This is a genomic window from Marinobacter sp., assembly GCF_033722735.1.
GTDB lineage: Bacteria > Pseudomonadota > Gammaproteobacteria > Pseudomonadales > Oleiphilaceae > Marinobacter.
The window spans coordinates 1-22,971 of sequence record NZ_JAWVYN010000025.1 but is presented as its reverse complement, the minus strand read 5'-3'; the positions used below and the strand labels follow the sequence as shown (position 1 = coordinate 22,971).

23 protein-coding genes are annotated in these 22,971 nt (G+C 62.3%); 11 read left to right on the top strand and 12 right to left on the bottom strand.

Going from position 1 to position 22,971, the window contains the following annotated elements:
* Positions 1 to 4: 4 nt before the first annotated feature.
* The gene (locus R3175_RS15475; RefSeq protein ID WP_318945228.1) at positions 5 to 1,330 is read right to left on the bottom strand and encodes a DUF2066 domain-containing protein; all 1,326 of its coding nucleotides are present in this window, start codon (positions 1,328 to 1,330) and stop codon (positions 5 to 7) included.
* A gap of 146 nt (positions 1,331 to 1,476) precedes the next feature.
* Here R3175_RS15475 and purM point away from each other — a divergent pair, with 146 nt between their 5' ends.
* The 3 genes from purM to R3175_RS15460 all read left to right on the top strand — a co-directional run bounded on the left by purM (position 1,477) and on the right by R3175_RS15460 (position 4,196).
* Positions 1,477 to 2,541 (top strand): phosphoribosylformylglycinamidine cyclo-ligase, encoded by a 1,065-nt coding sequence (gene purM / locus R3175_RS15470; RefSeq protein WP_318945227.1) that lies wholly within the window; start codon positions 1,477 to 1,479, stop codon positions 2,539 to 2,541.
* Positions 2,538 to 3,206 (top strand): phosphoribosylglycinamide formyltransferase, encoded by a 669-nt coding sequence (purN, locus tag R3175_RS15465; protein WP_318945226.1) that lies wholly within the window; start codon positions 2,538 to 2,540, stop codon positions 3,204 to 3,206. Before purM ends, purN begins: the two co-directional genes overlap by 4 nt.
* 228 nt (positions 3,207 to 3,434) lie before the next feature.
* Positions 3,435 to 4,196, top strand: a complete 762-nt coding sequence (locus tag R3175_RS15460) for a DUF3108 domain-containing protein (protein ID WP_318945225.1) — start codon at positions 3,435 to 3,437, stop codon at positions 4,194 to 4,196.
* A 6-nt stretch (positions 4,197 to 4,202) separates the two neighbouring features.
* Here the strand turns inward: R3175_RS15460 and R3175_RS15455 are convergent, their stop codons facing one another.
* The 4 genes from R3175_RS15455 to apbC form a co-directional block, all read right to left on the bottom strand.
* Positions 4,203 to 5,468, bottom strand: coding sequence for a valine--pyruvate transaminase (locus R3175_RS15455; protein WP_318945224.1), 1,266 nt, complete (start codon positions 5,466 to 5,468; stop codon positions 4,203 to 4,205).
* A 54-nt stretch (positions 5,469 to 5,522) separates the two neighbouring features.
* Positions 5,523 to 6,122: a YjaG family protein gene (locus R3175_RS15450; protein WP_318945223.1), complete on the bottom strand. Its 600-nt coding sequence runs from the start codon at positions 6,120 to 6,122 to the stop codon at positions 5,523 to 5,525.
* Positions 6,123 to 6,168: 46 nt separating this feature from the next.
* Positions 6,169 to 6,735, bottom strand: a complete 567-nt coding sequence (gene dcd, locus R3175_RS15445; RefSeq protein ID WP_318945222.1) for a dCTP deaminase — start codon at positions 6,733 to 6,735, stop codon at positions 6,169 to 6,171.
* A gap of 105 nt (positions 6,736 to 6,840) precedes the next feature.
* Entirely contained in the window at positions 6,841 to 7,941 is a 1,101-nt protein-coding gene (gene apbC, locus R3175_RS15440; protein WP_318945221.1) for an iron-sulfur cluster carrier protein ApbC, read from the bottom strand.
* 184 nt (positions 7,942 to 8,125) lie between these two features.
* Here apbC and metG point away from each other — a divergent pair, with 184 nt between their 5' ends.
* From metG to nth, 8 genes are read left to right on the top strand one after another with little or no spacing between them, the layout of a single operon-like run.
* Positions 8,126 to 10,165 carry a methionine--tRNA ligase gene (gene metG / locus R3175_RS15435; RefSeq protein ID WP_318945220.1) on the top strand — a complete coding sequence of 680 codons (2,040 nt, stop codon included), beginning with the start codon at positions 8,126 to 8,128 and terminating at the stop codon, positions 10,163 to 10,165.
* 21 nt (positions 10,166 to 10,186) lie between these two features.
* Positions 10,187 to 10,768, top strand: coding sequence for an electron transport complex subunit RsxA (gene rsxA, locus R3175_RS15430; protein ID WP_318945219.1), 582 nt, complete (start codon positions 10,187 to 10,189; stop codon positions 10,766 to 10,768).
* A gap of 16 nt (positions 10,769 to 10,784) precedes the next feature.
* A complete protein-coding gene (gene rsxB / locus R3175_RS15425) occupies positions 10,785 to 11,363 on the top strand; it encodes an electron transport complex subunit RsxB (RefSeq protein WP_318945218.1) in 579 nt (192 codons plus the stop codon).
* Positions 11,363 to 13,630 carry an electron transport complex subunit RsxC gene (gene rsxC / locus R3175_RS15420; protein ID WP_318945217.1) on the top strand — a complete coding sequence of 756 codons (2,268 nt, stop codon included), beginning with the start codon at positions 11,363 to 11,365 and terminating at the stop codon, positions 13,628 to 13,630. The genes rsxB and rsxC overlap by 1 nt, the downstream gene beginning before the upstream one ends.
* Before the next feature lie 36 nt (positions 13,631 to 13,666).
* A complete protein-coding gene (rsxD, locus tag R3175_RS15415) occupies positions 13,667 to 14,719 on the top strand; it encodes an electron transport complex subunit RsxD (RefSeq protein WP_318945216.1) in 1,053 nt (350 codons plus the stop codon).
* 3 nt (positions 14,720 to 14,722) lie between these two features.
* On the top strand, positions 14,723 to 15,373 hold the full coding sequence (gene rsxG / locus R3175_RS15410; RefSeq protein WP_318945215.1) for an electron transport complex subunit RsxG: 651 nt from the start codon (positions 14,723 to 14,725) through the stop codon (positions 15,371 to 15,373).
* A gap of 2 nt (positions 15,374 to 15,375) precedes the next feature.
* Positions 15,376 to 16,092 (top strand): electron transport complex subunit E, encoded by a 717-nt coding sequence (locus R3175_RS15405; RefSeq protein WP_318945214.1) that lies wholly within the window; start codon positions 15,376 to 15,378, stop codon positions 16,090 to 16,092.
* A 17-nt stretch (positions 16,093 to 16,109) separates the two neighbouring features.
* Positions 16,110 to 16,751, top strand: a complete 642-nt coding sequence (gene nth, locus R3175_RS15400) for an endonuclease III (protein ID WP_318945213.1) — start codon at positions 16,110 to 16,112, stop codon at positions 16,749 to 16,751.
* A gap of 63 nt (positions 16,752 to 16,814) precedes the next feature.
* Here nth and R3175_RS15395 read toward each other — a convergent pair whose 3' ends face one another.
* From R3175_RS15395 to truD, 7 genes are all read right to left on the bottom strand, one after another.
* Positions 16,815 to 17,390: a chalcone isomerase family protein gene (locus R3175_RS15395; RefSeq protein ID WP_318945212.1), complete on the bottom strand. Its 576-nt coding sequence runs from the start codon at positions 17,388 to 17,390 to the stop codon at positions 16,815 to 16,817.
* A 188-nt stretch (positions 17,391 to 17,578) separates the two neighbouring features.
* On the bottom strand, positions 17,579 to 18,505 hold the full coding sequence (rpoS, locus tag R3175_RS15390) for an RNA polymerase sigma factor RpoS (protein WP_413231783.1): 927 nt from the start codon (positions 18,503 to 18,505) through the stop codon (positions 17,579 to 17,581).
* 247 nt (positions 18,506 to 18,752) lie between these two features.
* Positions 18,753 to 19,538 carry a peptidoglycan DD-metalloendopeptidase family protein gene (locus tag R3175_RS15385; RefSeq protein ID WP_413231782.1) on the bottom strand — a complete coding sequence of 262 codons (786 nt, stop codon included), beginning with the start codon at positions 19,536 to 19,538 and terminating at the stop codon, positions 18,753 to 18,755.
* 305 nt (positions 19,539 to 19,843) lie between these two features.
* Entirely contained in the window at positions 19,844 to 20,749 is a 906-nt protein-coding gene (locus R3175_RS15380; RefSeq protein ID WP_318945250.1) for a DUF368 domain-containing protein, read from the bottom strand.
* 62 nt (positions 20,750 to 20,811) lie between these two features.
* Entirely contained in the window at positions 20,812 to 21,477 is a 666-nt protein-coding gene (locus R3175_RS15375; RefSeq protein ID WP_318945210.1) for a protein-L-isoaspartate(D-aspartate) O-methyltransferase, read from the bottom strand.
* Entirely contained in the window at positions 21,477 to 22,226 is a 750-nt protein-coding gene (gene surE, locus R3175_RS15370) for a 5'/3'-nucleotidase SurE (protein ID WP_318945209.1), read from the bottom strand. Before surE ends, R3175_RS15375 begins: the two co-directional genes overlap by 1 nt.
* Before the next feature lie 178 nt (positions 22,227 to 22,404).
* A partial coding sequence (gene truD, locus R3175_RS15365) for a tRNA pseudouridine(13) synthase TruD (protein WP_318945208.1) occupies positions 22,405 to 22,971 on the bottom strand: 567 nt, incomplete at its 5' end.

Below are 22,971 nucleotides of genomic sequence, written 5' to 3'. Positions count from 1 at the left end.
TACCTCATTCCTGCCCGCCAGGACGCACAGCCGGTGCGGCCTGCCAACGGTAGTGAAGTATGGGATAGAGCGATTCGAACGCCTTCTCTGCCTCGGCATCTTCAACCGCCAACGGTTGGTAGCTGAACAGGTCATCCGCCTCCACAGACTGCCCGGAGGTGTCTGTTGTCTGGCCAGCGTCCACCGGGGGTGCCGGCGCGGCCGGATTGGGCCCGGTCGGCGTGCCTTCGGTCTGCGGCGACTCTACGGTCTCCGGGTGGGACGGTGTCGGCTGAACCGGTACAAAGCGGGCATCCAGGGCCATGTACTCCTGGAGTTGGCTGAGTTCGCCGGAAAAGGCCACGCGCAGGGTAGCCTGCCGGGCCTTGATGTTAATCGCGCCAACGTTCTGCACCGGTGTCAGTTTGTTCAGTGCCGCGGTGGCGTCGGCATAGTCCTCCAGGGAATCCACCTCATCCAGCACGATATCCACTTGCGGCGAATCGCCAACCTCACCGGCCGCCACCGCATAGCGGGCGGCGAGCATATCGGCCCATTGGGCGACGATCCGTTGGGCCAGCTGTTCGGGCGAACTGGCTGTCAGCGACGACTCCTCGGCCTCGACACCGCGGCCTTCCAGCAACCAGGAAGCCCGCCAGGCGTTACGCTCAAAACTGATACGGACGGACGCCAGAAGGTTGTGGCCAATGGTCTCCGATTCTTCCCGGATTCGGCCCATAAACTGCCCCCAGACCTCAGACAACAGCGCCCGGTTGCCGGCCACCGACTGCGGCGGCATGGTCAGCGGCAACCCACGACTGGCGGCCGCTGCCTGGAAGGCCCGGTACCAGCGGCTGGACGGGGCCGCCGAGCTGTCCTGCTCCGGAGCCGTCACCAACTGGCGCCCACTGCTGGTCTGAACGGCGATCCACGCCAGCGTCAGGGGCCGGTTGGCGCCCCAGACCGGCGCCTGGATCGAGGACAGGGCCTGATTGACCCCAACCGAACCAAAGGTCATCCGCAGGCGCCCACCAGCCCCGCTGTTCTCGCCCCGCAGGAACTGGTAGGACTGCAGCAACGACTCGGCCCGCTGGAGGACCTCACCAACCTCCTCTCTCTGCAGCACCTCGCTGCTACCGCTGACCCGAACCAGGACACGGCGCAGGCCCTCGGCGTAACCCGCCTGCAGCTGCTGCGGCAAAGAGCCGGCGACGGGGACTTCGACAGTATAAAGCCCGTCCACCGTCACCGCCTGCGCGGGCGAGTGGAGACCAAACAGGACCAACAACAGGAGAAACACCTGCTTGGTAATACGGGAAACTGGCGTCGTCAATTGACCTGGTTCTGGCATGAAGCACCCTGTCCGTCAGTGTGTTGGCGCATAGGATACACCATGCCCCCAACGCTGAGTAGCAATGAGGCAAATGCATTTGGAGCCCCATCGCGCACCTGTTAAAATCCCGCGCTTATCTCACTGCCAAAACGGTTTCCACTACCATGAGCGAACAGAAGCCCTCCCTCACCTATCGCGACGCGGGTGTTGATATCGACGCCGGCAACGAACTCGTCAACCGGATCAAGAACACCGCAGCCCGCACCCGACGCCCGGAAGTACTCGGTGGCCTGGGTGGATTCGGCGCTACCGTGGCCATCCCGGCCGGATACCGGGAGCCCGTTCTGGTGTCCGGCACCGACGGCGTGGGCACCAAGCTGCGGCTGGCGATGCAGCTCAACAAGCATGACAGCATTGGTATCGACCTGGTGGCCATGTGCGTCAATGACCTGGTGGTGGGCGGTGCCGAGCCGCTGTTCTTCCTGGATTACTACGCCACCGGCAAGCTCAATGTGGATGTCGCCGCCCAGGTGGTCGAAGGCATCGGTGCCGGCTGTGAACTGGCCGGTTGTGCCCTGGTGGGCGGTGAAACGGCCGAAATGCCGGGTATGTACGAGGGCGACGACTATGACCTGGCCGGTTTCTGCGTCGGCGTTGCCGAACGCAGTGAGATCATCGACGGCAGCCGTGTCCAGGATGGCGACGTCCTGATTGCCCTGGGCTCGTCCGGCCCCCACTCCAACGGCTACTCCCTGATTCGCAAGATCCTCGAAGTCAGCAAGGCGGACCTGGACCAGCCAATCGGCCAAGAGAGCCTGGCGGATGCCCTGATGGCGCCAACCCGCATCTACGTCAAGAACCTGCTGCAGCTGAACAAGGAGGTGGACATCCGCGCCATGTCCCACATCACCGGCGGCGGCCTGCCGGAAAACATCCCCAGGGTTCTGCCCAAAGGTTGTTGCGCGGCCATCGATACCGACAGCTGGTCCCTGCCCCCGGTGTTCCAGTGGTTGCAGGATGCCGGCGGCGTCCAGACCAACGAGATGTACCGAACCTTCAACTGCGGTGTGGGGATGATTCTCTGCGTTCCGGCCAACCAGAAACAACAGGCGCTGGAGACGCTGTCTGAATTAGGCGAACAGGCCTGGCAGATCGGCCGCATCGAAGCCGCAGATGAGGCGGCTGCCGAGCCGGAAGTCCGTTATGCGCCGGGGTTGCTGGCGGAATGATGGCACCGGACATTACCGAACCGCGCATTGTGGTGCTGGCCTCCGGCAGCGGCACCAACCTGCAGGCGCTGATTGAGGCCACCCGGGCGCAGGATTTCCCGGGCCAGATCGTGGCGGTAGGCTGCAACCGGCCCCAGGCGTTCGCGCTCGAGCGCGCTCGCCAGGCCGGGATCGACACCTTTACCGTGGACCACACCGAGTACCCGTCGCGGGAGGAGTTCGACGCTGCCTTCCGGGCACAGATCGAGCGCCACAGCCCCGACCTGGTGGTACTGGCCGGTTTCATGCGCATTCTCACCCCCGGCTTCGTGAAGGCCTTCCACGGCATCATGCTCAACATTCACCCTTCCCTGCTGCCCAAATACACCGGTCTCAACACCCACCAGCGGGCACTGGAAGCCGGCGATACACGGCACGGGGTCTCCATTCACTTCGTGACGGAAGATCTCGACGGGGGGCCGGTCATCGCCCAGGCGGAGGTCGCTGTGTCCCCGGAGGACACGCCGGAGAGCCTGGCGGAGAAAGTGCAGCGCCAGGAACACATCCTGTACCCCATCGTGGTCCGCTGGTTCTGCGAGGGCCGGCTGCAGCTGTCCGAGGAAGGCGTCTGCTTCGATGGCCAGCCCATCCCAGCCCCCATGGTGCTGCCCGCCGACGAGACCTGATATCGAACGAGGCGCGGATCTACCTCCCATTCGTGCCCCGCTTCACGTTCCTGGCGATCCCCGGCACTTTCCTGACCATATTGTCATGCACCCTTCACCCGTCACAGGCTACACTTACTAAGCTATTGAATCGAAAACCTCATCATTGAATGCGACCGGGGCATCGCGCATTGGAAGCACCCCATTGCACACCCCCGGCCAGGGATGGGTTGAACGGGAGCATGAGAGATGCCAAACAAGGTTTTTTCAACTCGCGGCGGCGTCCTGATCGGCAGCCTGGTTATGCTGGCGGTCACCGCCCTGCCGGTCCACGGCCAATCCGAGGCCACCGGGCCAGCCGATGACAGCCGGCCTCCCATTCCGTTCACCGCCACCTTCCGAGCCTCACTGGACAAGGGCATTGCCATAGACGGCAGCGCCACCCGCAGCCTGGAGCAGCTGGACAGCGGCCTGTGGCGCTACCGGTTCCGCGTGGACTCGTTCATTGCAGACATCGAGGAGTCGGCCATCTTCCGCTGGGACCAGGATCATGCCGTCCCGCTGCGCTACCGCTATGAGCTCTCGGGCATGCTGATCCGGGATCGGGAGCGAAGGATCGACTTCGATTGGAGCGAAGGGGTGGTCAGCGGCCACCATGAAGGCAAGGCATTCCGCCTGCCGCTGAAGGACGGCGCCCTCGACCCCCTGAGCTACCAACTGCAGCTGCACCAGGACCTGCGCGCCGGACACACGGATGTCACCTACCACGTGGTCGACAAGGGCCGCTATGATGAAGATCGATTTGCCGTCATTGGTGAAGAAACCCTGGATACCCGGCTGGGGGAGGTGCTGACCGTGGTGGTGGAGAAAGTGCGAAGCGACGACAGCAAACGGGAAACCCTGATGTGGTTTGTGCCGGAATGGGATCACCTGCTGGTGCGGCTGACCCAGACCGAACCGGATGGCTCGTTCTACGAAATCCACATCGAGGATTCCAGCCTCACCCCCTGATCCACCCTACGAGCGGGTCGCCCACACCGCCTGCACCTCATCGGCAATGATCCGCAGCCCTTCGGCCACCTGGTCATCGTCCTGGGAGTAGGTCACCCGCAGGCACTCGTGTCGGTGACGCCAATCGTCCTCCGGCAAGCCGGGGAAGAAATAGTGGCCGGAGACCACCAGCACGCCCCGGGCCTTCAGCCGCTGGTACAGCTCCAGACTGGTGATGGGCAGGTTGGGGAACCACAGCCACAGGAACATCGCACCCTCGGGCTTGTGGATGTACCAGTGACAACTGTCCCCCATCGCCTCGGAAAACACCTGCACCGCCCGCTTCATCTTGTCCTGATAGAAGGGACAGACCACCTCCCGACTCAGGCTCAGGATTTCGCCACTGCGCACCAGCGGCTCCGCCAGCATGGCCCCGAAACTGCCGGTGGCCAGGTTCATGATGGCATTGACCCCGGACAGAGCCCGGATGATCTTCTCATCGGCGATCACGATGCCGGTACGGGCAGCCGGCAGGCCAAACTTGGACAGGCTCAGGCACAGCACGATCTGCTCGTTCCAGTGCGGCGTGGCATCAACAAACAGCAGGCTGGGGAACGGGGTGCCGTAGGCCCCGTCCACGATCAGCGGTACATCGTGGCTTCGGGCCAGCACCTCCAGCCGTGCCAGTTCCTCATCGGTGACCACATTGCCGGTGGGATTGGTGGGGCGGGACACACAGATGGCACCGGTATCGGCGGTCACCTCCACCGCGTCAAAATCCACCCGGTACTTGAACTCATGGGCATCGGTGAAGCTGATCTCCGGGCGCACCGCCTTGAACAGCCCGGGGGCAATGCCGGCGTCGGCGTAACCGATGTACTCCGGCGCCATCGGCAGCAGGATATGCTTGTGGTGGCCCTCGCCAAAATCGCCACCGAACATGTTGAACAGCATGAAGAAGGCCGCCTGACTGCCGTTGGTCAGGGCCACGTTTTCCGGCCGCAACCCCCAGCCGTATTCCCGGTTCAACAGGTCGACCAGGGACCCAATGAACTGCTTTTCTCCCTGGGGTGGATCATAGACCCCCACCAGCCGCCGCATCGCTGCGGGGTCCGCCACCAGCCGGGTCAGCTCCTGACCCAGACGCTCCTGGACCTGGGGAACATGCCCCGGGTTGCCTCCGCCCATCATGATCAAGTCATCGCCGGAGGCCAGGGCATTGCCCAGGTCATCCATCAGCGAGGTGATACCGGCATCAGCAGTAAACTTGCGACCGAAAGCAGACAGTTTCATGGACGTTTGGCCGTGTGGTGATTGATACGGGTTTCGATAAAGTGTAGAAGCGGTTCAGTCGTTCAGTGAAATGCCCAGGTTGCTCACGCCGTCGTTGGCCGCCATGCCTCGCAGCTGCGCGACGAAGTCCTCCGTGGGGGTACGCTGGCGCTTGAGCGCCAACACCAGGTCCCGCTGGAAGGCCTTGTCGGCTTTCATCAGGGGGTGGTGGTCCAGCACCCGGACCAGCTCGTCCTCATCCAGACCCTCGCCCTCGGACACTTCGATAAACCCGATCACCGTTTCCATGGCCCACTGAGAGGCTTCGCTGGCCCGGTGTTTGTCGGGATTCAGCCGTCCCAGCAACGCCTGCTCCAGCAGGCGACAGAAATCGAAGGCAGGGTGTACGCCATAGGCATCGTAGGCCTCCACGTCCGGCGACAGGGTTTCCAGCTTGGCCAACAGTTGCGGAATGGCGGCCTCGGACGGAATCTCCTGCAACAGGCCCCAGGCCAGATCGAGCAGCTGCCGCATCTTGGCACCGGTTTTCAGGCCCATGGCGTCGGCAAACAGCGCGTAGTTGGGGAAGCCCCGCTCCGCCAGCGCCAGCAGGAAAGCGCACTCGCGCCAACCCTGCAACTGCTCCACGGCCTTGAGAAACTGATTGGCATTCATCGCAACACCGCCTCGGCTCTTGGATAGTCGAGCGCCATCGACCCGATCATGTCTTCGGCAACGTGACGCCGGTCTGGCCGAGGTACTTGCCGCCCCGGTCCTTGTAACTGGTCTCGCACACCTCGTCGGACTCGAAGAACAGCATCTGCGCCACCCCCTCGTTGGCGTAGATCTTCGCCGGCAGGTTGGTGGTGTTGGAGAACTCCAGGGTGACCTGCCCTTCCCACTCCGGCTCCAGCGGTGTGACGTTGACGATGATGCCGCAACGGGCGTAGGTGGACTTGCCCAGGCAAATGGTCAGCACGTTGCGGGGAATGCGGAAGTACTCCACGGTACGCGCCAGGGCAAAGGAGTTGGGCGGGATGATGCAGACGTCACTGGTAACGTTGACGAAGCTGTTGTCGTCGAAGTTCTTGGGATCGACGGTCGCCGAATGGACGTTGGTAAAGATCTTGAACTCGTTGCTGCAACGCACATCATAGCCGTAGCTGGAGGTACCGTAAGAGATCACGCGCCCTTTCTCGGACTCTCGCACCTGGCCCGGTTCAAACGGTTCGATCATGCCAGCCTCTTGGGACATGCGGCGGATCCACTTATCGGATTTTATGCTCATTGTTTGCGTCTCATGGTGAATTCAGAGGTCATAAAGATAAAGGGCGGTAGTTTACCTTCCCGCGTCGTTCAACGCCAAAGGCAAACCACCGCGCGGGGCCGGCCCTCAGTCGTCGCTAATGGAAATGCTCGGGATGGGAGAGCTGAGGTTGCGTGACCGCTGGGACAGCAGCGCACTGGTGCGACGTGCAATGTCCCGGTAACGGCGCGCGACCTCCGAGTCCGGCTCCGCCACCACAGACGGATTGCCGCCGTCGGTCTGCTCCCGGATGGTCATGTGCAGCGGCAACTGGCCCAGCAGCGTGGTGTCGTACTGTTCCGCCACTCGTTCACCGCCGCCATGACCGAACAGCGCCTCCTCGTGACCGCAGTTGCTGCAGATATGCACACTCATGTTCTCCACCACCCCCAGCACCGGGATCTCCACCTTGCGGAACATCTCGATGCCTTTCTTGCAGTCCAGCAGGGCGATGTCCTGGGGCGTGGTCACGACCACCGCGCCAGTGACCGGCACTTTCTGGGCGAGCGTCAACTGGATATCGCCGGTTCCCGGGGGCATATCGACGATCAGGTAATCCAGCTCGTCCCACAGGGTCTGGGTCAGCAGCTGCTGCACGGCACCGCTGACCATCGGCCCACGCCACACCATCGGCGTCTTGTCGGTGACCAGGAAGGCCATCGAGATGGCTTGCAGGCCATGGGCCTTGACCGGGATGAAATACTTGTTTTCCTTGGTGTCCGGACGGGTACCCTCCTTGATGCCCAGCATCATGCCAATGCTGGGCCCGTAGATGTCGGCGTCCAGGATGCCCACCCGGGCACCCTCCTGACTGAGCGCGAGGGCCAGGTTGACCGCGGTGGTGGACTTGCCCACGCCGCCCTTGCCGGAAGCCACCGCAATGATATTCTTGACGCCGGCAATGGACTGCAAATCCCGCTGAGCTTCGTGAGCGTGGATTCGCTGGCTCACGGTCACGGTAGCGTCGGTCACGCCGTCAACGTCATCCAGGGCATTACCCACCAGTTGCCGGAGCGCTCCGGCAATACCCTCGCTGGCGTACGGCAATTCCACTGTCATGCTGACCTTGCCATCGCCGTCCACCTCCAGCGACTTCACGGCATCCAGCTCATAGAGGTCGCGCTCCAGATAGGGATCTTTGTACTCTTTGATGGCCGCTTCCAGTGCCTGCCGGGAAACTTCGGTCATGCCTTTCTCCAGGGATTGCAACGTAAATCGGGGAACATCGGACCAAGCATCCGGTCCGACCTCATCAAAACCGCCCACCGGACAACAAAATTGGGGCGTCCAGATGAAAAATTGCCGCCCGGAAGGTATCATCTGTGCCCGCTTCTGACCACAACCATTCTTGATCAAGGTTCGGACATTTAACATGACGCAAGCGAGTGCACAGAAACAGCGCGACATTCTGGTGACCAGCGCCCTGCCCTACGCCAACGGCCCGATCCACCTCGGCCACCTGTTGGAGTACATCCAGACCGACATCTGGGCCCGGTATCAGCGAATGCGTGGTCAGAACTGCTACTACGTCTGCGCCGACGATGCTCACGGTACTGCCATTATGCTACGGGCCGAGCGCGAAGGCATCACCTCCGAGGCCCTGATCGACCGCATCCGTCAGGAGCACCAGGAGGACTTTGCCGGCTTCCACATCCACTTCGACAACTACCACTCCACCCACTCGGAGGAGAACCGGGAGTTCTCGGCGTACATCTACCGCCGGCTGCAGGAAAACGATCACATTGCCACCCGCAAGATCACCCAGGCCTATGATCCCGAGAAGGAAATGTTCCTGGCCGACCGCTTCATCAAGGGCACCTGCCCAAAGTGCAAGTCGGAAGACCAATACGGGGACAACTGCGAAGTCTGCGGCGCCACCTACACCCCGGCCGAGCTGATCGACCCGAAATCCGCGGTCTCCGGCGCAACGCCGATCGAGAAGGAATCCGAGCACTATTTCTTCCGGCTGCCGGAGTTCACCGATTTCCTGCAGAACTGGACCCGCAGCGGCACCCTTCAGCCGCAAATTGCCAACAAGCTGGCCGAGTGGCTGGATGCCGGCCTGCAAGAGTGGGACATCAGCCGGGACGCCCCCTACTTTGGCTTCGAAATCCCCGATGCCCCCGGCAAGTACTTCTACGTCTGGCTGGACGCCCCCATCGGTTACCTGGCCAGCTTCAAGAACCTGTGCGACCGGGAAGGCATTGACTTCGACCACTTCTGGCACGCTGATTCCGAGGCCGAGGTCTACCACTTCATTGGTAAAGACATCATCAATTTCCACGCGCTATTCTGGCCGTCCATGCTGCACAGCGCCGGCTTCCGCACGCCGAGCGCGGTCTGGGCCCACGGTTTCGTCACCGTCAATGGCAAGAAGATGTCCAAGTCCCGCGGCACCTTCATCATGGCTCGCACCTACCTGGACCACCTGAATCCGGAGTACCTGCGCTATTACTTTGCCGCCAAGCTGGGCAGCGGCGTGGACGACATGGACCTGAACCTGGAGGACTTTGCCTCCCGGGTGAATTCCGACCTGGTGGGCAAGGTGGTCAACATTGCCAGCCGCTGCGCCGGCTTCATCACCAAGCGTTTTGACGGCCAGCTTGGCGAGGTGACCGAAACCGACAAGCTGAAGATCTTCGTGGAGGCCGGTGAAGAAATCGCCGAGTGCTACGAGGCCCGGGAGTTCGGTCGCGGCATGCGCCGGATCATGGAGCTGGCGGACATCGCCAACCAGTACGTCAATGACGAGCAGCCCTGGGTGATTGCCAAGCAGGACGGCCAGGAAGCAAACCTGCAGGCCATCTGCACCAACGCCATCAACATGTTCCGCCTGCTGATGACCTATCTGGCGCCGGTGCTGCCCCAAACCGCCGAGGCCTCGGCCGCGTTCCTCAACGCCGCCCTGGACTGGAACAACCGGGCGCAATTGCTGGAGAACCACGGCATCAACAAGTTCAAGCCGCTGATGAACCGAGTGGACATGGCGCAGATCGAGAAGATGCTGGAGGCCTCCAAAGAGAAGGAGCAGGTACCGGCAAAACCCGCAAAGTCCGCCGCCGCAGCCAATCTGGAACCGGTGGCCGATGAGATAGAATTTGGGGACTTTGCCAAGGTGGATCTTCGGGTGGCAAAGATTGTCAAAGCCGAACAGGTGGAAGGGGCGGACAAGCTGCTGCGCCTGACCCTGGACATCGGCCACGGCGAGCGCAACGTGTTTGCCGGCATCAAGTCCGCCTACAAACCGGAGCAGCTCGAGGGCCGGCTGACCGTTATGGTCGCCAACCTGAAGCCCCGCAAGATGAAATTTGGCCTCTCCGAAGGCATGGTACTGGCGGCCGGTCCCGGCGGTAAGGACATCTTCCTCCTGGCCCCGGATTCCGGCGCCACCCCCGGCATGCGGATTATGTGAGTTCCGCGGGAGCACTGATTGATGACGGAATACCTGCTGATCCTGGTCAGCACCATTCTGGTGAACAACTTTGTGCTGGTGCAGTTTCTCGGTCTCTGCCCGTTCATGGGCGTGTCCGGGAAGCTGGAGACCGCCATGGGCATGTCCCTGGCCACCACCTTTGTGCTCACCCTGGCCTCGGTGTGCAGCTACCTGGCCTACACCTATCTGTTGGCACCGCTGGACCTGGCGTTCCTGAAGACCATCACCTTCATCCTGGTGATCGCCGTGGTGGTGCAGTTCACCGAGATGGTGGTGCGCAAGACCAGCCCCCTGCTGTACCGGGTGCTGGGCATCTTCCTGCCACTGATCACCACCAACTGTGCGGTTCTGGGGGTTGCCCTGCTGAACCTCAACAAGCAGAACAACTTTGTCGAATCCGTGCTCTACGGTTTTGGCGCCGCCGCCGGCTTTTCCCTGGTGTTGGTGCTGTTCGCCGCCATGCGAGAGCGTATCGCCGTTTCCGATGTGCCGACGGCCTTCCAGGGGGCGGCCATTGGGATGGTCACCGCCGGGCTGATGTCACTGGCCTTCCTGGGCTTCACCGGCCTGGTCGGCGTGTAAGCGGAGCAAGATCACCATGTTGACCAGTATTCTCATTGCCGTCGCTGTCCTGTTGCTGCTTGCCGTGGTGTTTGGTGGCCTGCTGGGCTTTGCCGCCGAACGATTCCGGGTGGAAGGCAACCCCCTGGTGGACCAGATCGATTCGCTGTTGCCGCAGACCCAGTGTGGCCAGTGCGGTTTTCCCGGTTGCCGGCCCTACGCGGAATCCATCGCCGATGGCGACGCCATCAACAAGTGCCCCCCCGGGGGCGAAGCCACCATCAAGGCGCTGGCCGACCTGCTGGATGTCGAGCCCCAGCCCCTGGACGCCGAACATGGCGTGGAGCAGGACAAACGGGTGGCGGTGATCCGGGAAGACGAATGCATTGGCTGCACCAAGTGCATCCAGGCCTGCCCGGTGGACGCCATCCTGGGCGCCGCCAAGCACATGCACACCGTGATCGAGAGCGAGTGCACCGGCTGCGACCTGTGCGTGGAGCCCTGCCCGGTGGACTGCATCGACATGGTGACCATCGAGCCTGACATCCGTACCTGGACCTGGAGTCCACCGGGGGGCAACATCATCGCGACTGACCGGCAGGGGGCGACCGTCTGATGGGAACCTTGTGGGACTTTCCGGGCGGCATTCACCCGGCTGAAAAGAAAGACCTTTCGACCACCCGACCGGTGGAAACCGCGGGTATTCCCGATGTCTTGATCCTGCCCCTGCAGCAGCACATCGGCGAGCCGGCCAACGTGCTGGTTTCCGTGGGCGACCGGGTTCTCAAGGGCCAGGTGCTTGCCGCCGTCGATGGCCCGGTGGGCGTACCGGTACATGCCCCCACCTCCGGCACCGTTGAAGCCATTTCCCAACAGCCGGTCCCCCATCCCTCGGGCATGATGGATAGGTGCATTACCCTGCGCCCAGATGGCCAGGACAGCTGGTGCGAACGTCATCCGGTGGCGGACATTCGGGCCCTGGAGCGGGATGAGGTGCTGGAGGCCATTCGCAATGCCGGGATCGCCGGCATGGGCGGTGCGGGCTTTCCCTCCAATATCAAGCTGCGCCCGCACAAGGTTCGCAAGGTCGACACCCTGATTCTCAACGGCGCCGAGTGCGAGCCCTACATCACCGCCGATGACATGGCAATGCGGGAACGGGCCAGCGAGGTCATCGAGGGCATGAAGATCATGGCCTGGATCCTGCGCCCGGAACGCTGTGTCGTGGCCATCGAGGACAACAAGCCCCAGGCCATCGCCGCCATTCGTGCCGCCTGCACCGGCACCCAGATCGAGGTCGACGTCATTCCGACCAAGTACCCGTCCGGCGGGGAAAGGCAGCTGATCCAGATCCTGACCGGGCTGGAAGTCCCCCACGGCGGGATTCCCGCCGATATCGGGGTCATGTGCCAAAACATCGGCACCGCCATCGCCGTCCATCGGGCCATCAACCTTGGCGAGCCGCTGATCTCCCGATTCACCACCATCACCGGTGAGGCCGTGGCCAACCCCGGCAACTTCGAGGTGTTGCTGGGTACGCCCATCAGCTACCTCCTCGACAAGGCGGGCTTACGGCCGGAAACCCTGCACCGGCTGGTGCTTGGTGGCCCGATGATGGGCTACACCCTGCAGACCACCGAGATTCCGGTGATCAAGACCACCAACTGTGTGATCGCCGCCACCGCCGAAGAGCTGCCGGATCCCGAGCCGGAGCAGCCCTGTATCCGCTGTGGCACCTGTGCCGAAGTCTGCCCCATGAACCTGTTGCCGCAGCAACTGTACTGGTACGCCAAGGCGGACGAGTTCGACAAGGCCGAGCAGGAAAACCTGTTCGATTGCATTGAGTGTGGCGCCTGCACCTATGTCTGCCCCAGTTCCATCCCTCTGGTGCAGTATTACCGCTACGCCAAGGGCGAGATCCGCACCCAGCGTGCCGAACACCTGAAGGCCGACAAGGCACGGCAACGCTTTGAAGCCCGCCAGGCCCGCCTGGAACGGGACAAGGCCGAGAAAGAAGCCAAACGTAAGGAGCGGGCCCGCGCCGCCGCCGAAGCCCAGGCCAGGAAGCAGGCCCAAGCAACCACGGCGGAGGCCGCCGCAAGCGATGAGCGAGCCGCCAAGGCCGCCATGGTGCAGGAGGCCCTGGCCCGCAAGCAGGCGGCGGCCAGCCCGGCCAAGCCGGAGCCCGCGGCGCCGGAAGCCGACGTTGAAGCACTGGAGAAACAGCTGGCCCAGGCCAAGGACAAGCTGGCCAACATGCAATCCATGCTCGACGAAGCACGCGCCGCCGGCGCTGACAACGTCGAGAAACTCGAACGGGCCGTCGCCAAGAACCAGGATCGGGTACAGCGGGCACAGGCGGCGTTGGACCAGGCACAAGGCCCGGCTGCGCCTCCCGACGAACCGGTTTCCCCCCAGGCCGCCCCCGTGGAGCAGCCGGACCTTCCCTCCCTGGAGGCCGCGCTGGAAAAAGCCCGGGCCAAGCTGGACAACATGCAGGGCTTGCTGAACGAGGCCCTGGAAGCCGGTACCGGCACCGCCGAAAAGCTCAAGCGAGCGGTGGCCAAGAATGAGGAACGGGTAAAACGGGCGGAAGAAGCCCTCGCCCAGGCCAAGGGCGCCGAAGCCACGCCTCCGGCACCGGACCCAGAGCCCCCCCGGGCGGAGGAGCCGCCCGACATCGCGACACTGACCGGCCAACTGGAAAAGGCCCGGGCCAAGCTGGACACCATGCAGGGCCTGCTGGACGAGGCCCGGGAGGCCGGCGGCGACAACGTCGAGAAACTGGAACGGGCCGTCGCCAAGAACCGGGAACGGGTGGCCAGGGCCGAGCAGGCGCTGACCCAAGCCCAGCAGCAGCTAGCGACGCAAGACACCGACTGACCTATTGGCGATCCCCAGGAATCAGGCAAGTACCACATGGCATTACGACAGCAATCCTCCCCCCACGCCCGCGGCGCCCGGCCCACCTCCCGGGTGATGCTCTGGGTGATCCTGGCCGCCCTCCCCGGGCTGCTGGCCCAGACCCTGTGCTTCGGCTGGGGCAACCTGATCAACGTCATCTGGTGCATTGGCGTGGCCCTCGCTGCGGAAGCGGTGATGCTCACCCTGCGCAAACGGCCCCTGGCGTTCTTCCTGAAGGACAATACCGCGGCAGTCACCGGCCTGCTGCTGGGTCTGTCCCTGCCCCAGTTCGCCCCCTGGTGGGTGTCTGCCATTGCGGTGATCTCGGCCATCGTACTGGCCAAGCAGCTGTACGGCGGCATCGGTTCAAACCCCTTCAACCCCGCCATGGTCGGCTACGCCCTGGTCCTGGTGTCGTTTCCGGTGGCCATGACCACCAACTGGGCGCAGCCCGGGCTGCTCTGGGAGACCGCACCGGGCTTCGGCGAAACCCTGGCAACCATTGCCTCGGGCCAGCAAACCGCGGTGGATGCCTTCACCATGGCCACGCCGCTGGATGAATACAAACACCAGATCGCCAGCCACACCGCGGCCGAGGTGCTGCAGCACCCCACCTTCGGCGACGGCATCGCCAGGGGCTGGGAGTGGGTCAATGCGGGCTTCCTCGCCGGCGGCCTGGTGTTGCTGGCGCTTAAGCTCATCACCTGGCACATCCCGGTGGGCATGCTCGGGGCCATGACTTTGCTGAGCCTGGCCTTCGGCAGCAACGAAGACCTGTACGCGCCCCTGAGCCTGCACCTACTGGCCGGTGGCACCATGCTGGGCGCCTTCTTCATTGCCACCGACCCGGTGTCCGCCGCCACCAGTCGCCAGGGCAAGCTGATCTACGGCATAGGGGTGGGCCTGTTGGTCTACGTCATCCGTACCTGGGGCAACTACCCGGACGCGGTGGCGTTCAGCGTGTTGCTGATGAACTTCGCCGTGCCGTTTATCGATCACTACACCCGGCCACGGACCTACGGCCACCACAAGGCCCGTCGCGGCATTCCCAGTAAGACATCGGGGTAAACTATGGCAGCTCTCGGACAATCCATTCGTCGCAGCGCCATCGGCCTGGGCCTGTTTGCCGTCATCACCGGTGGCACCATTGCCGTGACCCAGGTGATGACCGAGGAACGAATCGAACAGCAGATCGCCCGCGCGGAAGCCCGCGCGCTGTTCGAGATCATTCCGGAAACGGTGCACGACAACAACATGCTGGAGGATGCCTTCGAGCTGCCCGCCGATCCCGAGCGGGGATTCCGCCAGCCATTCACCGCCTGGAAAGCCACCTCCCAGGGACAGCCGGTGGGCATCATCCTTCCGGTGACCGCCCCGGATGGCTATTCCGGCGATATCAAGCTGCTGGTGGGCATCGACCCGGTGGGAAAGGTGCTGGGCGTCCGGGTCACCAGCCACAAGGAAACCCCGGGGCTGGGGGACAAGGTGGAACGGAAAAAGTCGGACTGGGTGCTCGACTTCAATGGCCGCTCCCTGGACAACCCGGGCCCGGAAGGCTGGACCGTCGCCAAGAACGGCGGGGTCTTCGACCAGTTCACGGGCGCCACCATCACGCCCAGAGCGGTCACCAAGGCGGTTCATAAGGCCCTGCTCTACTTCCGCACCCACCAGCCTGAGATCCTCCAGGCCTTCGACGGCGTGAACCCACAGGAGCAATCATAATCATGGCAACCAAGAGCAACGCCGAGATTGTCAAGGACGGCCTCTGGACCAACAACCCTGCCCTGGTGCAGGTGCTGGGACTGTGCCCCCTGCTGGCGGTAACCTCGACCGTGGTCAATGCCATTGGGCTGGGGCTGGCAACATTGCTGGTATTGATGGGATCCAACCTGGCGGTCTCACTGATTCGCAATTTCGTCAGCGATTCGGTGCGGCTCCCCGCCTTTGTAATGATCATTGCCTCCTTCGTGACCTGTGCCGAACTGCTGATGCAGGCGTTCACCTACGAGCTCTACCAGATCCTTGGCATCTTCATCCCCCTGATTGTGACCAACTGCGCCATTCTGGGCCGCGCCGACGCCTTCGCCTCCAAGAACGCCCCGCTACCGGCGCTGCTGGACGGCGCCATGATGGGGCTTGGCTTCTTTGCGGTACTGGTGATTCTGGGCGGCCTGCGCGAACTGGTTGGCCAGGGTACCCTGTTCACCGATATGGACCTGCTGCTCGGTCCGATGGCGGCAGACTGGGGTATTCGGCCTATCGAGAACTATCCGGATGTCCTGTTTATGATCCTGCCCCCGGGAGCGTTTGTGGGCCTGGGCCTGCTGATTGCCATCAAGAACGGCATCGACAACCGCCTCAAGGCCCGCCGCGAGGCTCAGAGGAAAGACCCCGTCGTCACCGGCAGCAAACGGGTTCGGGTCACCGGTAACGTGTCGTAAGCCAGGTAGCATTGGGCATGAACAAGCAGAAGCGTACGGAAATCTTCGCCCGGTTACGGGATGCCAATCCCAACCCCACCACCGAGCTGAACTACACCACCCCCTTCGAGCTGCTGGTGGCGGTGATGCTGTCGGCCCAGGCGACGGACGTCGGGGTGAACAAGGCCACCGACAAGCTGTTCCCGATTGCCAACACCCCGGAAGCAATCCTGGCCCTGGGCGTGGAGGGGTTGAAGGAGTACATCAAAACCATCGGGCTGTTCAACAGCAAGGCAGAGAATGTCATCAAGACCTGCCGCATCCTGATCGAACAGCACGGCAGCCAGGTACCGGCCACGCGTGAGGCCCTGGAAGCCCTGCCCGGCGTGGGGCGAAAGACCGCCAATGTTGTGCTGAATACCGCGTTTGGCCAGCCGGCCATGGCCGTGGATACCCATATCTTTCGGGTCTCCAACCGAACGGGCATTGCCCCGGGCAAGACTGTGCTGGAGGTGGAAAAGCGGCTCCTGCGCCTGGTCCCCAAGGAGTTCCTGCTGGATGCTCACCATTGGCTGATCCTGCACGGCCGCTACACCTGCACGGCACGCAAGCCGAAGTGCGGCGCGTGCCTGATTGAGGACCTGTGCGAGTTCAAACACAAACGGGATTATATGGAATAGCGCCCGGCCAGGCTGCCGAGCTGGGAAACCGGCCGGCGATCAGCGCCGGCCGGAACACTGGAATCAACGTTGTCCCAGCATCTTCTCTTTCAGATCCTGCTGCGCAGGCTGGTCCGATAGCCAGATACCGAACAGGGCTTTCTTGAATGCCAGATCACCGATGGTGGCCTTGGCTTCGCCGTTCTTCAGCACCCGCACCCCCTCATTCGGCAGGTAGACCAAATCAAAGACATCGCCTTCGCTGATCTCTTCGGCGAACACGTTCAGGAACGCCTCCACCTCGCCCTGGATGGCAGAAAGGTCGCCCCCGGTGGCGTTCTCAAAGCCCTCCAGTGTAGCGGAGGTCATCTTGTCGCTGGTAATCAGCCCGGAGATGATATGCAGGGTGATGGCCTGCGGCTCGTCGGCGTCGATGATCGCCTGGGCGTCGCTGCCCTTTTGCTGGGTGTAGAGACCACCCACGTAAAGATCCATAAACCACTTGGAACGGACCCCGGCACCGTTCAGGGTCAATTCGGTGTCCTGTGCCGCATAGCTATCCGGTACGTCGACACCGTCCACGGTCAGGGCGGCCGCGGGCATGGAAAGCGCTGCCGACAGCAGCAACGAGGAAAGTAAGGTTGGGAAGGCCTTGTTCATCATTCTATCCTTAGTTGACTTGTTATAAGTGTTCTGAACTGCCGAGGATCGACTTCCTGACCAGCCTCGACCGCAGAATTGTAACAAGCCAGTTGATCGGCCCGACGCAACCTGGTTCTCAAATGTGGCGCAATAAAAAAACCGACCAGTTGCCTGGTCGGTTTCTGTTCCTGGTACTGGCGGTTCCGTTACTTGAACAGCATGGTACCGGACAACCCCTCTTTTTCCAGGATCTCCCTGAGCCGGCGCAAAGCCTCTACCTGAATCTGGCGGACCCGCTCCCGGGTCAGGCCGATTTCCTGGCCCACCTCTTCAAGGGTACTGGTGGGATATCCGCGCAACCCGAAACGCCGGGAGAGGACTTCCTGCTGCTTATCACTGAGCTGGTCCAGCCAGCTCTCGATGCAGGAACACATGTTGTTATCCTGCAACAGGTCAGCCGGATCCATTGCTCCCTCGTCGGCCACTGTATCCAGCAGCGATTTTTCGCCACTGCTACCGATGGGGGTGTCCACCGAGGCAACCCGCTCGTTGAGCCCCAGCATGCGCTTGACGTCGGAAACCGGCTTATCCACCATGCGGGCGATTTCCTCGGCGGACGGCTCATGATCCAGTTTCTGGGTCAGTTCCCGCGCGGCACGGAGGTAGAGGTTCAGTTCCTTCACCACATGAATGGGCAGACGAATGGTACGGGTCTGGTTCATGATGGCCCGCTCAATGGTCTGGCGAATCCACCAGGTGGCGTAAGTTGAAAAGCGGAACCCCCGTTCCGGGTCGAACTTTTCCACCGCGCGAATCAGACCGAGATTGCCTTCTTCGATCAGGTCCAGGAGGGTTAGGCCACGATTGACGTAGCGACGTGCAATTTTGACCACCAGTCGGAGATTGCTCTCAATCATCCGCTTGCGGCCCGACTCCTCTCCCTTGCGGGCCAACCGGGCAAAGTATACTTCCTCTTCCGGCGTCAACAGTGGCGAGAAGCCAATTTCGTTCAAGTAGAGCTGGGTGGCATCCAGCTGCTTTTGGCTACCCAGGTAGCGGCCCTGGGTTGGAAAATCTTCTTTGTCGGCTGAACCCCCTTGCGAGGAAGTCTTTGCTTCCGGTTCAGACGTCATCAGTTCCTCTTCTGCATCCTCCGCGTCGGAATCACGTTCAACAATGAGATCTTCATGTTCTACTGACATAATGCTAGCCCCGCCTTCGAATGACCCTGTATTCGCCTACCGATTGTTATTCTGTTGGTAAGCGCCTGCTGAAAGTTTCGTTTTCTTGTTAGTTCAGGAACATTGTGTCGGCTGGTCACTGTGGGACCACCCTTGGTTCATCTGCGGTATTCTTGGCGCCAGCGTCTCGCGTCCACTGCTAGCGGGGAGGTAGGTATCGCGCGGGGTCGACCGGGTTACCGTTCTTTCGAATCTCAAAGTGCAACTTGGGTCGATCTGCGCCACTGCTCCCCAACTCGGCGATGACTTGTCCGGCTTCGACGTCCTCCCCTTCCTGCACCAGGATAGTTCGGTTGTGAGCATACGCGCTCAAGTACTGCTCATTATGATTCACAATAATCAGATTCCCGTAACCAAGCAACCCACTGCCGGCATAGACTACGTTTCCGGCGGCGGCGGCCCGAACCCGGTCACCTGAATTCCCGGCAATATCAAGCCCTTTATTGACCTTGCCGGAGGTTGAGAATCCTGCAATTACGGTGCCAACGTGTGGCCAGCGCCACTGGATGTTGGATACCGTCTGGGTCCGACCGGACGCTGTCCCGGGCCTGGACGGACGGGGCGTGACGGGAGTCGACGCGCGGTCTTCCGCACTGCCTCGCGCCGCCGCGCCATCGGAACGGCGGCCGGATGGGGCCTGGTTGTTGGAAGCAGTGTGCCGTGTCGAAGTTACAGTACCGCGAAGGTCCAGCCGCAGTACCTGGCCCGCCTGGATGTGATAGGGCGGCGAGATGCCGTTGGCATTGCCCAGTTCGCGGTAATCCCGCCCGTAACGCCAGGCAATGCTGTATAGGGTCTCCCCCCGTTTGACAACGTGTTGCCCCCAGTACACGGGTGGATTGTAGGAGCTGTCCTGGTAGAGGGCGGAGGAATTACAGCCAGACACCAGCGCGACAATCAGCAGAATCAGCCCAAGGGGTAACAGACGTCTCCCGGATGCGCGTCCGATGGGAACACGACGACGGGACACCCCCTCGCCGACTCGCCGGATGAAGGGAACCTGCGCCGAACCGATCAGACTACGCCCCGGGAACACAAGTATAAAAACACCTTTACTATTTCTAATTGGTATAAAAAATGTGGCGCTTTCTAAACTAAACCCAATAACCTGCTAATTTATTGCACATTTTCTATGCAAAACCAAGCGGCACCACGCCTCCCGTGTTACTTCCCGAAACAGCCCAAAAGGCCAAAAGGTAACACCTGCACGTTTTTTCACTGACGGCGGGCTCAGGACTGCTGGGGACGTCGCAGGAAGGTCTGAGAACTTCCCAGCCACTCGATGGCCAACACCAGCGCAAATCCAATGACCGCACACACCAGCGCTAACGGCCACTGGGACGGCTCCCCCGATAATTCAGCGTAGTAAATCGGCGAGACACTGGCCTCAGTCAGCGGCACCTGTTCGCCGGCACTGTTGGTTCGCCAACTGAGGGTCTCTTTCCAGGGCCAGACTTTGTTGAGGGCACCAATCATGAAACCGGTCAGCAGCGCCAGCACCACATCGTGAAATTTATGGATCGCCCAGGTCAGTACCCGCGCAATGGACAGCAACCCGATCAGGCAACCCGCCGCGAACAGCCCCAGAGTCAAGAGCTCTGCGCCCTTGATAGCGGCCAGCACCGGTGCGTACATACCCAGGATGACCAGAATGAAGCTGCCGGAAATGCCGGGCAGGATCATGGCGCAGATGGCGAGGGCACCGGCGCCGAAGAAGACCAGCCCGGTGGGGGAGGCTTCGCCCGCTGGCAGGGTGGTTACCCACCAGGCAAAGGCAATGCCCATTGACAGCGGCCCCAACAGTGTCCAGTTGGGGCGTTGCACCTGCCGCACCACATGCCAGACCGAGGCCACAATCAACCCGAAGAAGAAACTCCAGAGCAGGATCGGATAGACCATCAGCAGGTAGCTGATCGCCGAGGCCAAAGTGGCGATGCTGGCCACAATCCCCGTCAGCAGAGTCACCAGGAAAGTGCCGTCACAGCGTTCCCAGAACCGCCGGAACTGGCCTTTGAGCAATTCCCGATAGCAGGCGCCGGGCACTTCGCCAATCGCGGTCAACAGACGGAAGTAGATGCCGGTGATGAACGCAATAGTGCCGCCGGAGACGCCCGGGACGATATCCGCCGCCCCCATGGCCACACCCCGCAGGAACACCCCCACCGGACGCTGACTGCGCTCACAGGAGCCAATGTCCCTCACCGGACCACACCTCCCAGCAGGGGAACGAAACGAACCGGTTCGATGTCCGTGGTCACAAACTCGTCACCCTGCCGGACCACTTTCACCAGCATCTGGCGCTCCTCCCCCACCGGGGCCACCATGATGCCGCCGTCGGCGAGCTGGTCCATCAACTCCGGGGACAGCTCTTTGGGGGCCGCAGTGACGATGATGCCGTCAAACGGTCCTTTCTCCGGCCAGCCAATGCCGCCGTCGGCATGTTTCAGGGTAACGTTGCGCAGCGACAGCTTGCGCAGTCGATCCCGGGCCCTGTCCTGCAGCGGTTTGATGCGCTCAACACTGAACACCTCGTCCACCAGGTTCGCCAGAATCGCGGACTGGTAACCAGAACCGGTGCCCAACTCCAGCACCCGTCTGGGCGTCTCCGGCTCATGCTCAAGCAGAATCTCGGTCATCTTGGCGACGATGTACGGCTGCGACAGTGTCTGGCCGTAACCGATGGGTAATGCGGTGTCTTCGTAAGCCCGGTGGGAGAGCGCCTCGTCGAGGAAAATATGCCTCGGCACCTCGGTCATGGCCTGCAGCACGCGCTCGTTGCGAATGCCATGGTCCCGCAACCGTTGTATCAGCCGTAATCGGGTCCGACGCGATGTCATACCAATACCCTGCAGTTCCACGCCCATCAACGAACCCCCTCGAGCCAGTCCCTTAGGCCCGAGAGAGCCTCGTGGCGGGTCATGTCCACGTGCACTGGAGTTACGGACACATAACCGTTGCGGACCGCCTCGAAATCCGTGCCCTCGCCGGCGTCCCCTCCTTCGCCGGCCGCTCCGATCCAGTAACGGGCCTTGCCCCGGGGGCAGGTCATGGGGACGGCGCCCTCCGCGGTGGTGCGGTGGCCCAGGCGGGTGACCCGGAACCCGGCTAACTCTTCCCAGGGCAGATCCGGCACGTTGACGTTCAGGATGCAACGGGGGCCCAGGCACAGCGGCTTGTCCTGCTCCAGTAACGCCCGTACCACTCGGGCGGCGGTGTCGTAATGGAGGCGGCCGTTGTTGGCGAGGGAGACGGCAATCGCGGGCAAGCCCAGATGGCGCCCCTCAGTAGCTGCCGCAACGGTGCCAGAATATATGATGTCGTCACCCAGGTTGGCGTGGGTGTTGATCCCGGAGATCACCCGGTCAAACCCCTGATCAAACAGCCCATTCACGGCCAGGTGGACGCAGTCGGTGGGCGTGCCATCCACCGAGCGAAAGCCGTTGGGATGCTGCTCAACGGTCAGTGGACGATTGAGGGTCAGGGCATTGCTTGCCCCACTGTGGTCCCGGTCCGGGGCAACCACTTCCAGTTCCCCCATGCCTTCCAACCCCTTGTAAAGGGCCAGCAAGCCGGGCGAATGGACGCCGTCATCGTTTGACAACAGAATACGCACGATTCTCTCCGCTAGCCTTCAACCGGAACAGATCCTGCCGGTTGCGTATGAACTTGTTTTAGTAACCTTGACTTAAGGACATCGTTTTAGTCGCCGGCAGGTTCACTGCCGGCCGGTCAATAACTTGCGGTCTCTCAGACCAGCAACCCGCCCGGGGGCTTCGTATAATATGCCCTGTTTAGGCCCCGTCTGCGAGCCCCGGCACCGGTCCTGCTTCCCGCAGATCAAACACGTTACCGATGAGCGTGGTGGCATACTGCCCCGGCGCCAAGGCAAATCGCAGGGTCAGGCGACCGGTATCCTGCCATTGCCAGGCGAAGCCGACAGGGTTGAGGACCAGTGGTCGCCGTTCCGGCTTCATCCGGGTGTCGGAGAAGACCCGCTCCAGTTCGGGATGCTCGGCGACCACAGCGCGCTCCAGCTGTTCCTGCTCGCCGATGGCGGTGGTGCCGCCATCGCCCCAGAGCGGACCGGTGACGGCTCCGGGTTCCGGCTCGCCACTCAGTGGGGTACGCCAGCTGCCCTCGGTCACCCGTCGAGCCAGAATTTGGTTGAACAACCACGAACGGGCGGCGGAAAAATACAGCCCCTGCCGATGCCGATTGCGGCCCTTGCGGCGACCACGCCGAGGACGACCGGGTTCCATTCGGATGGCCCGGTCCAGGTTGCTACCAGCGTGACCAAACCGCTGTTTGCCGAAGTAGTTCGGGCACCCCCGCTGTTTGATGGCAGTCAGGGCCTGGTC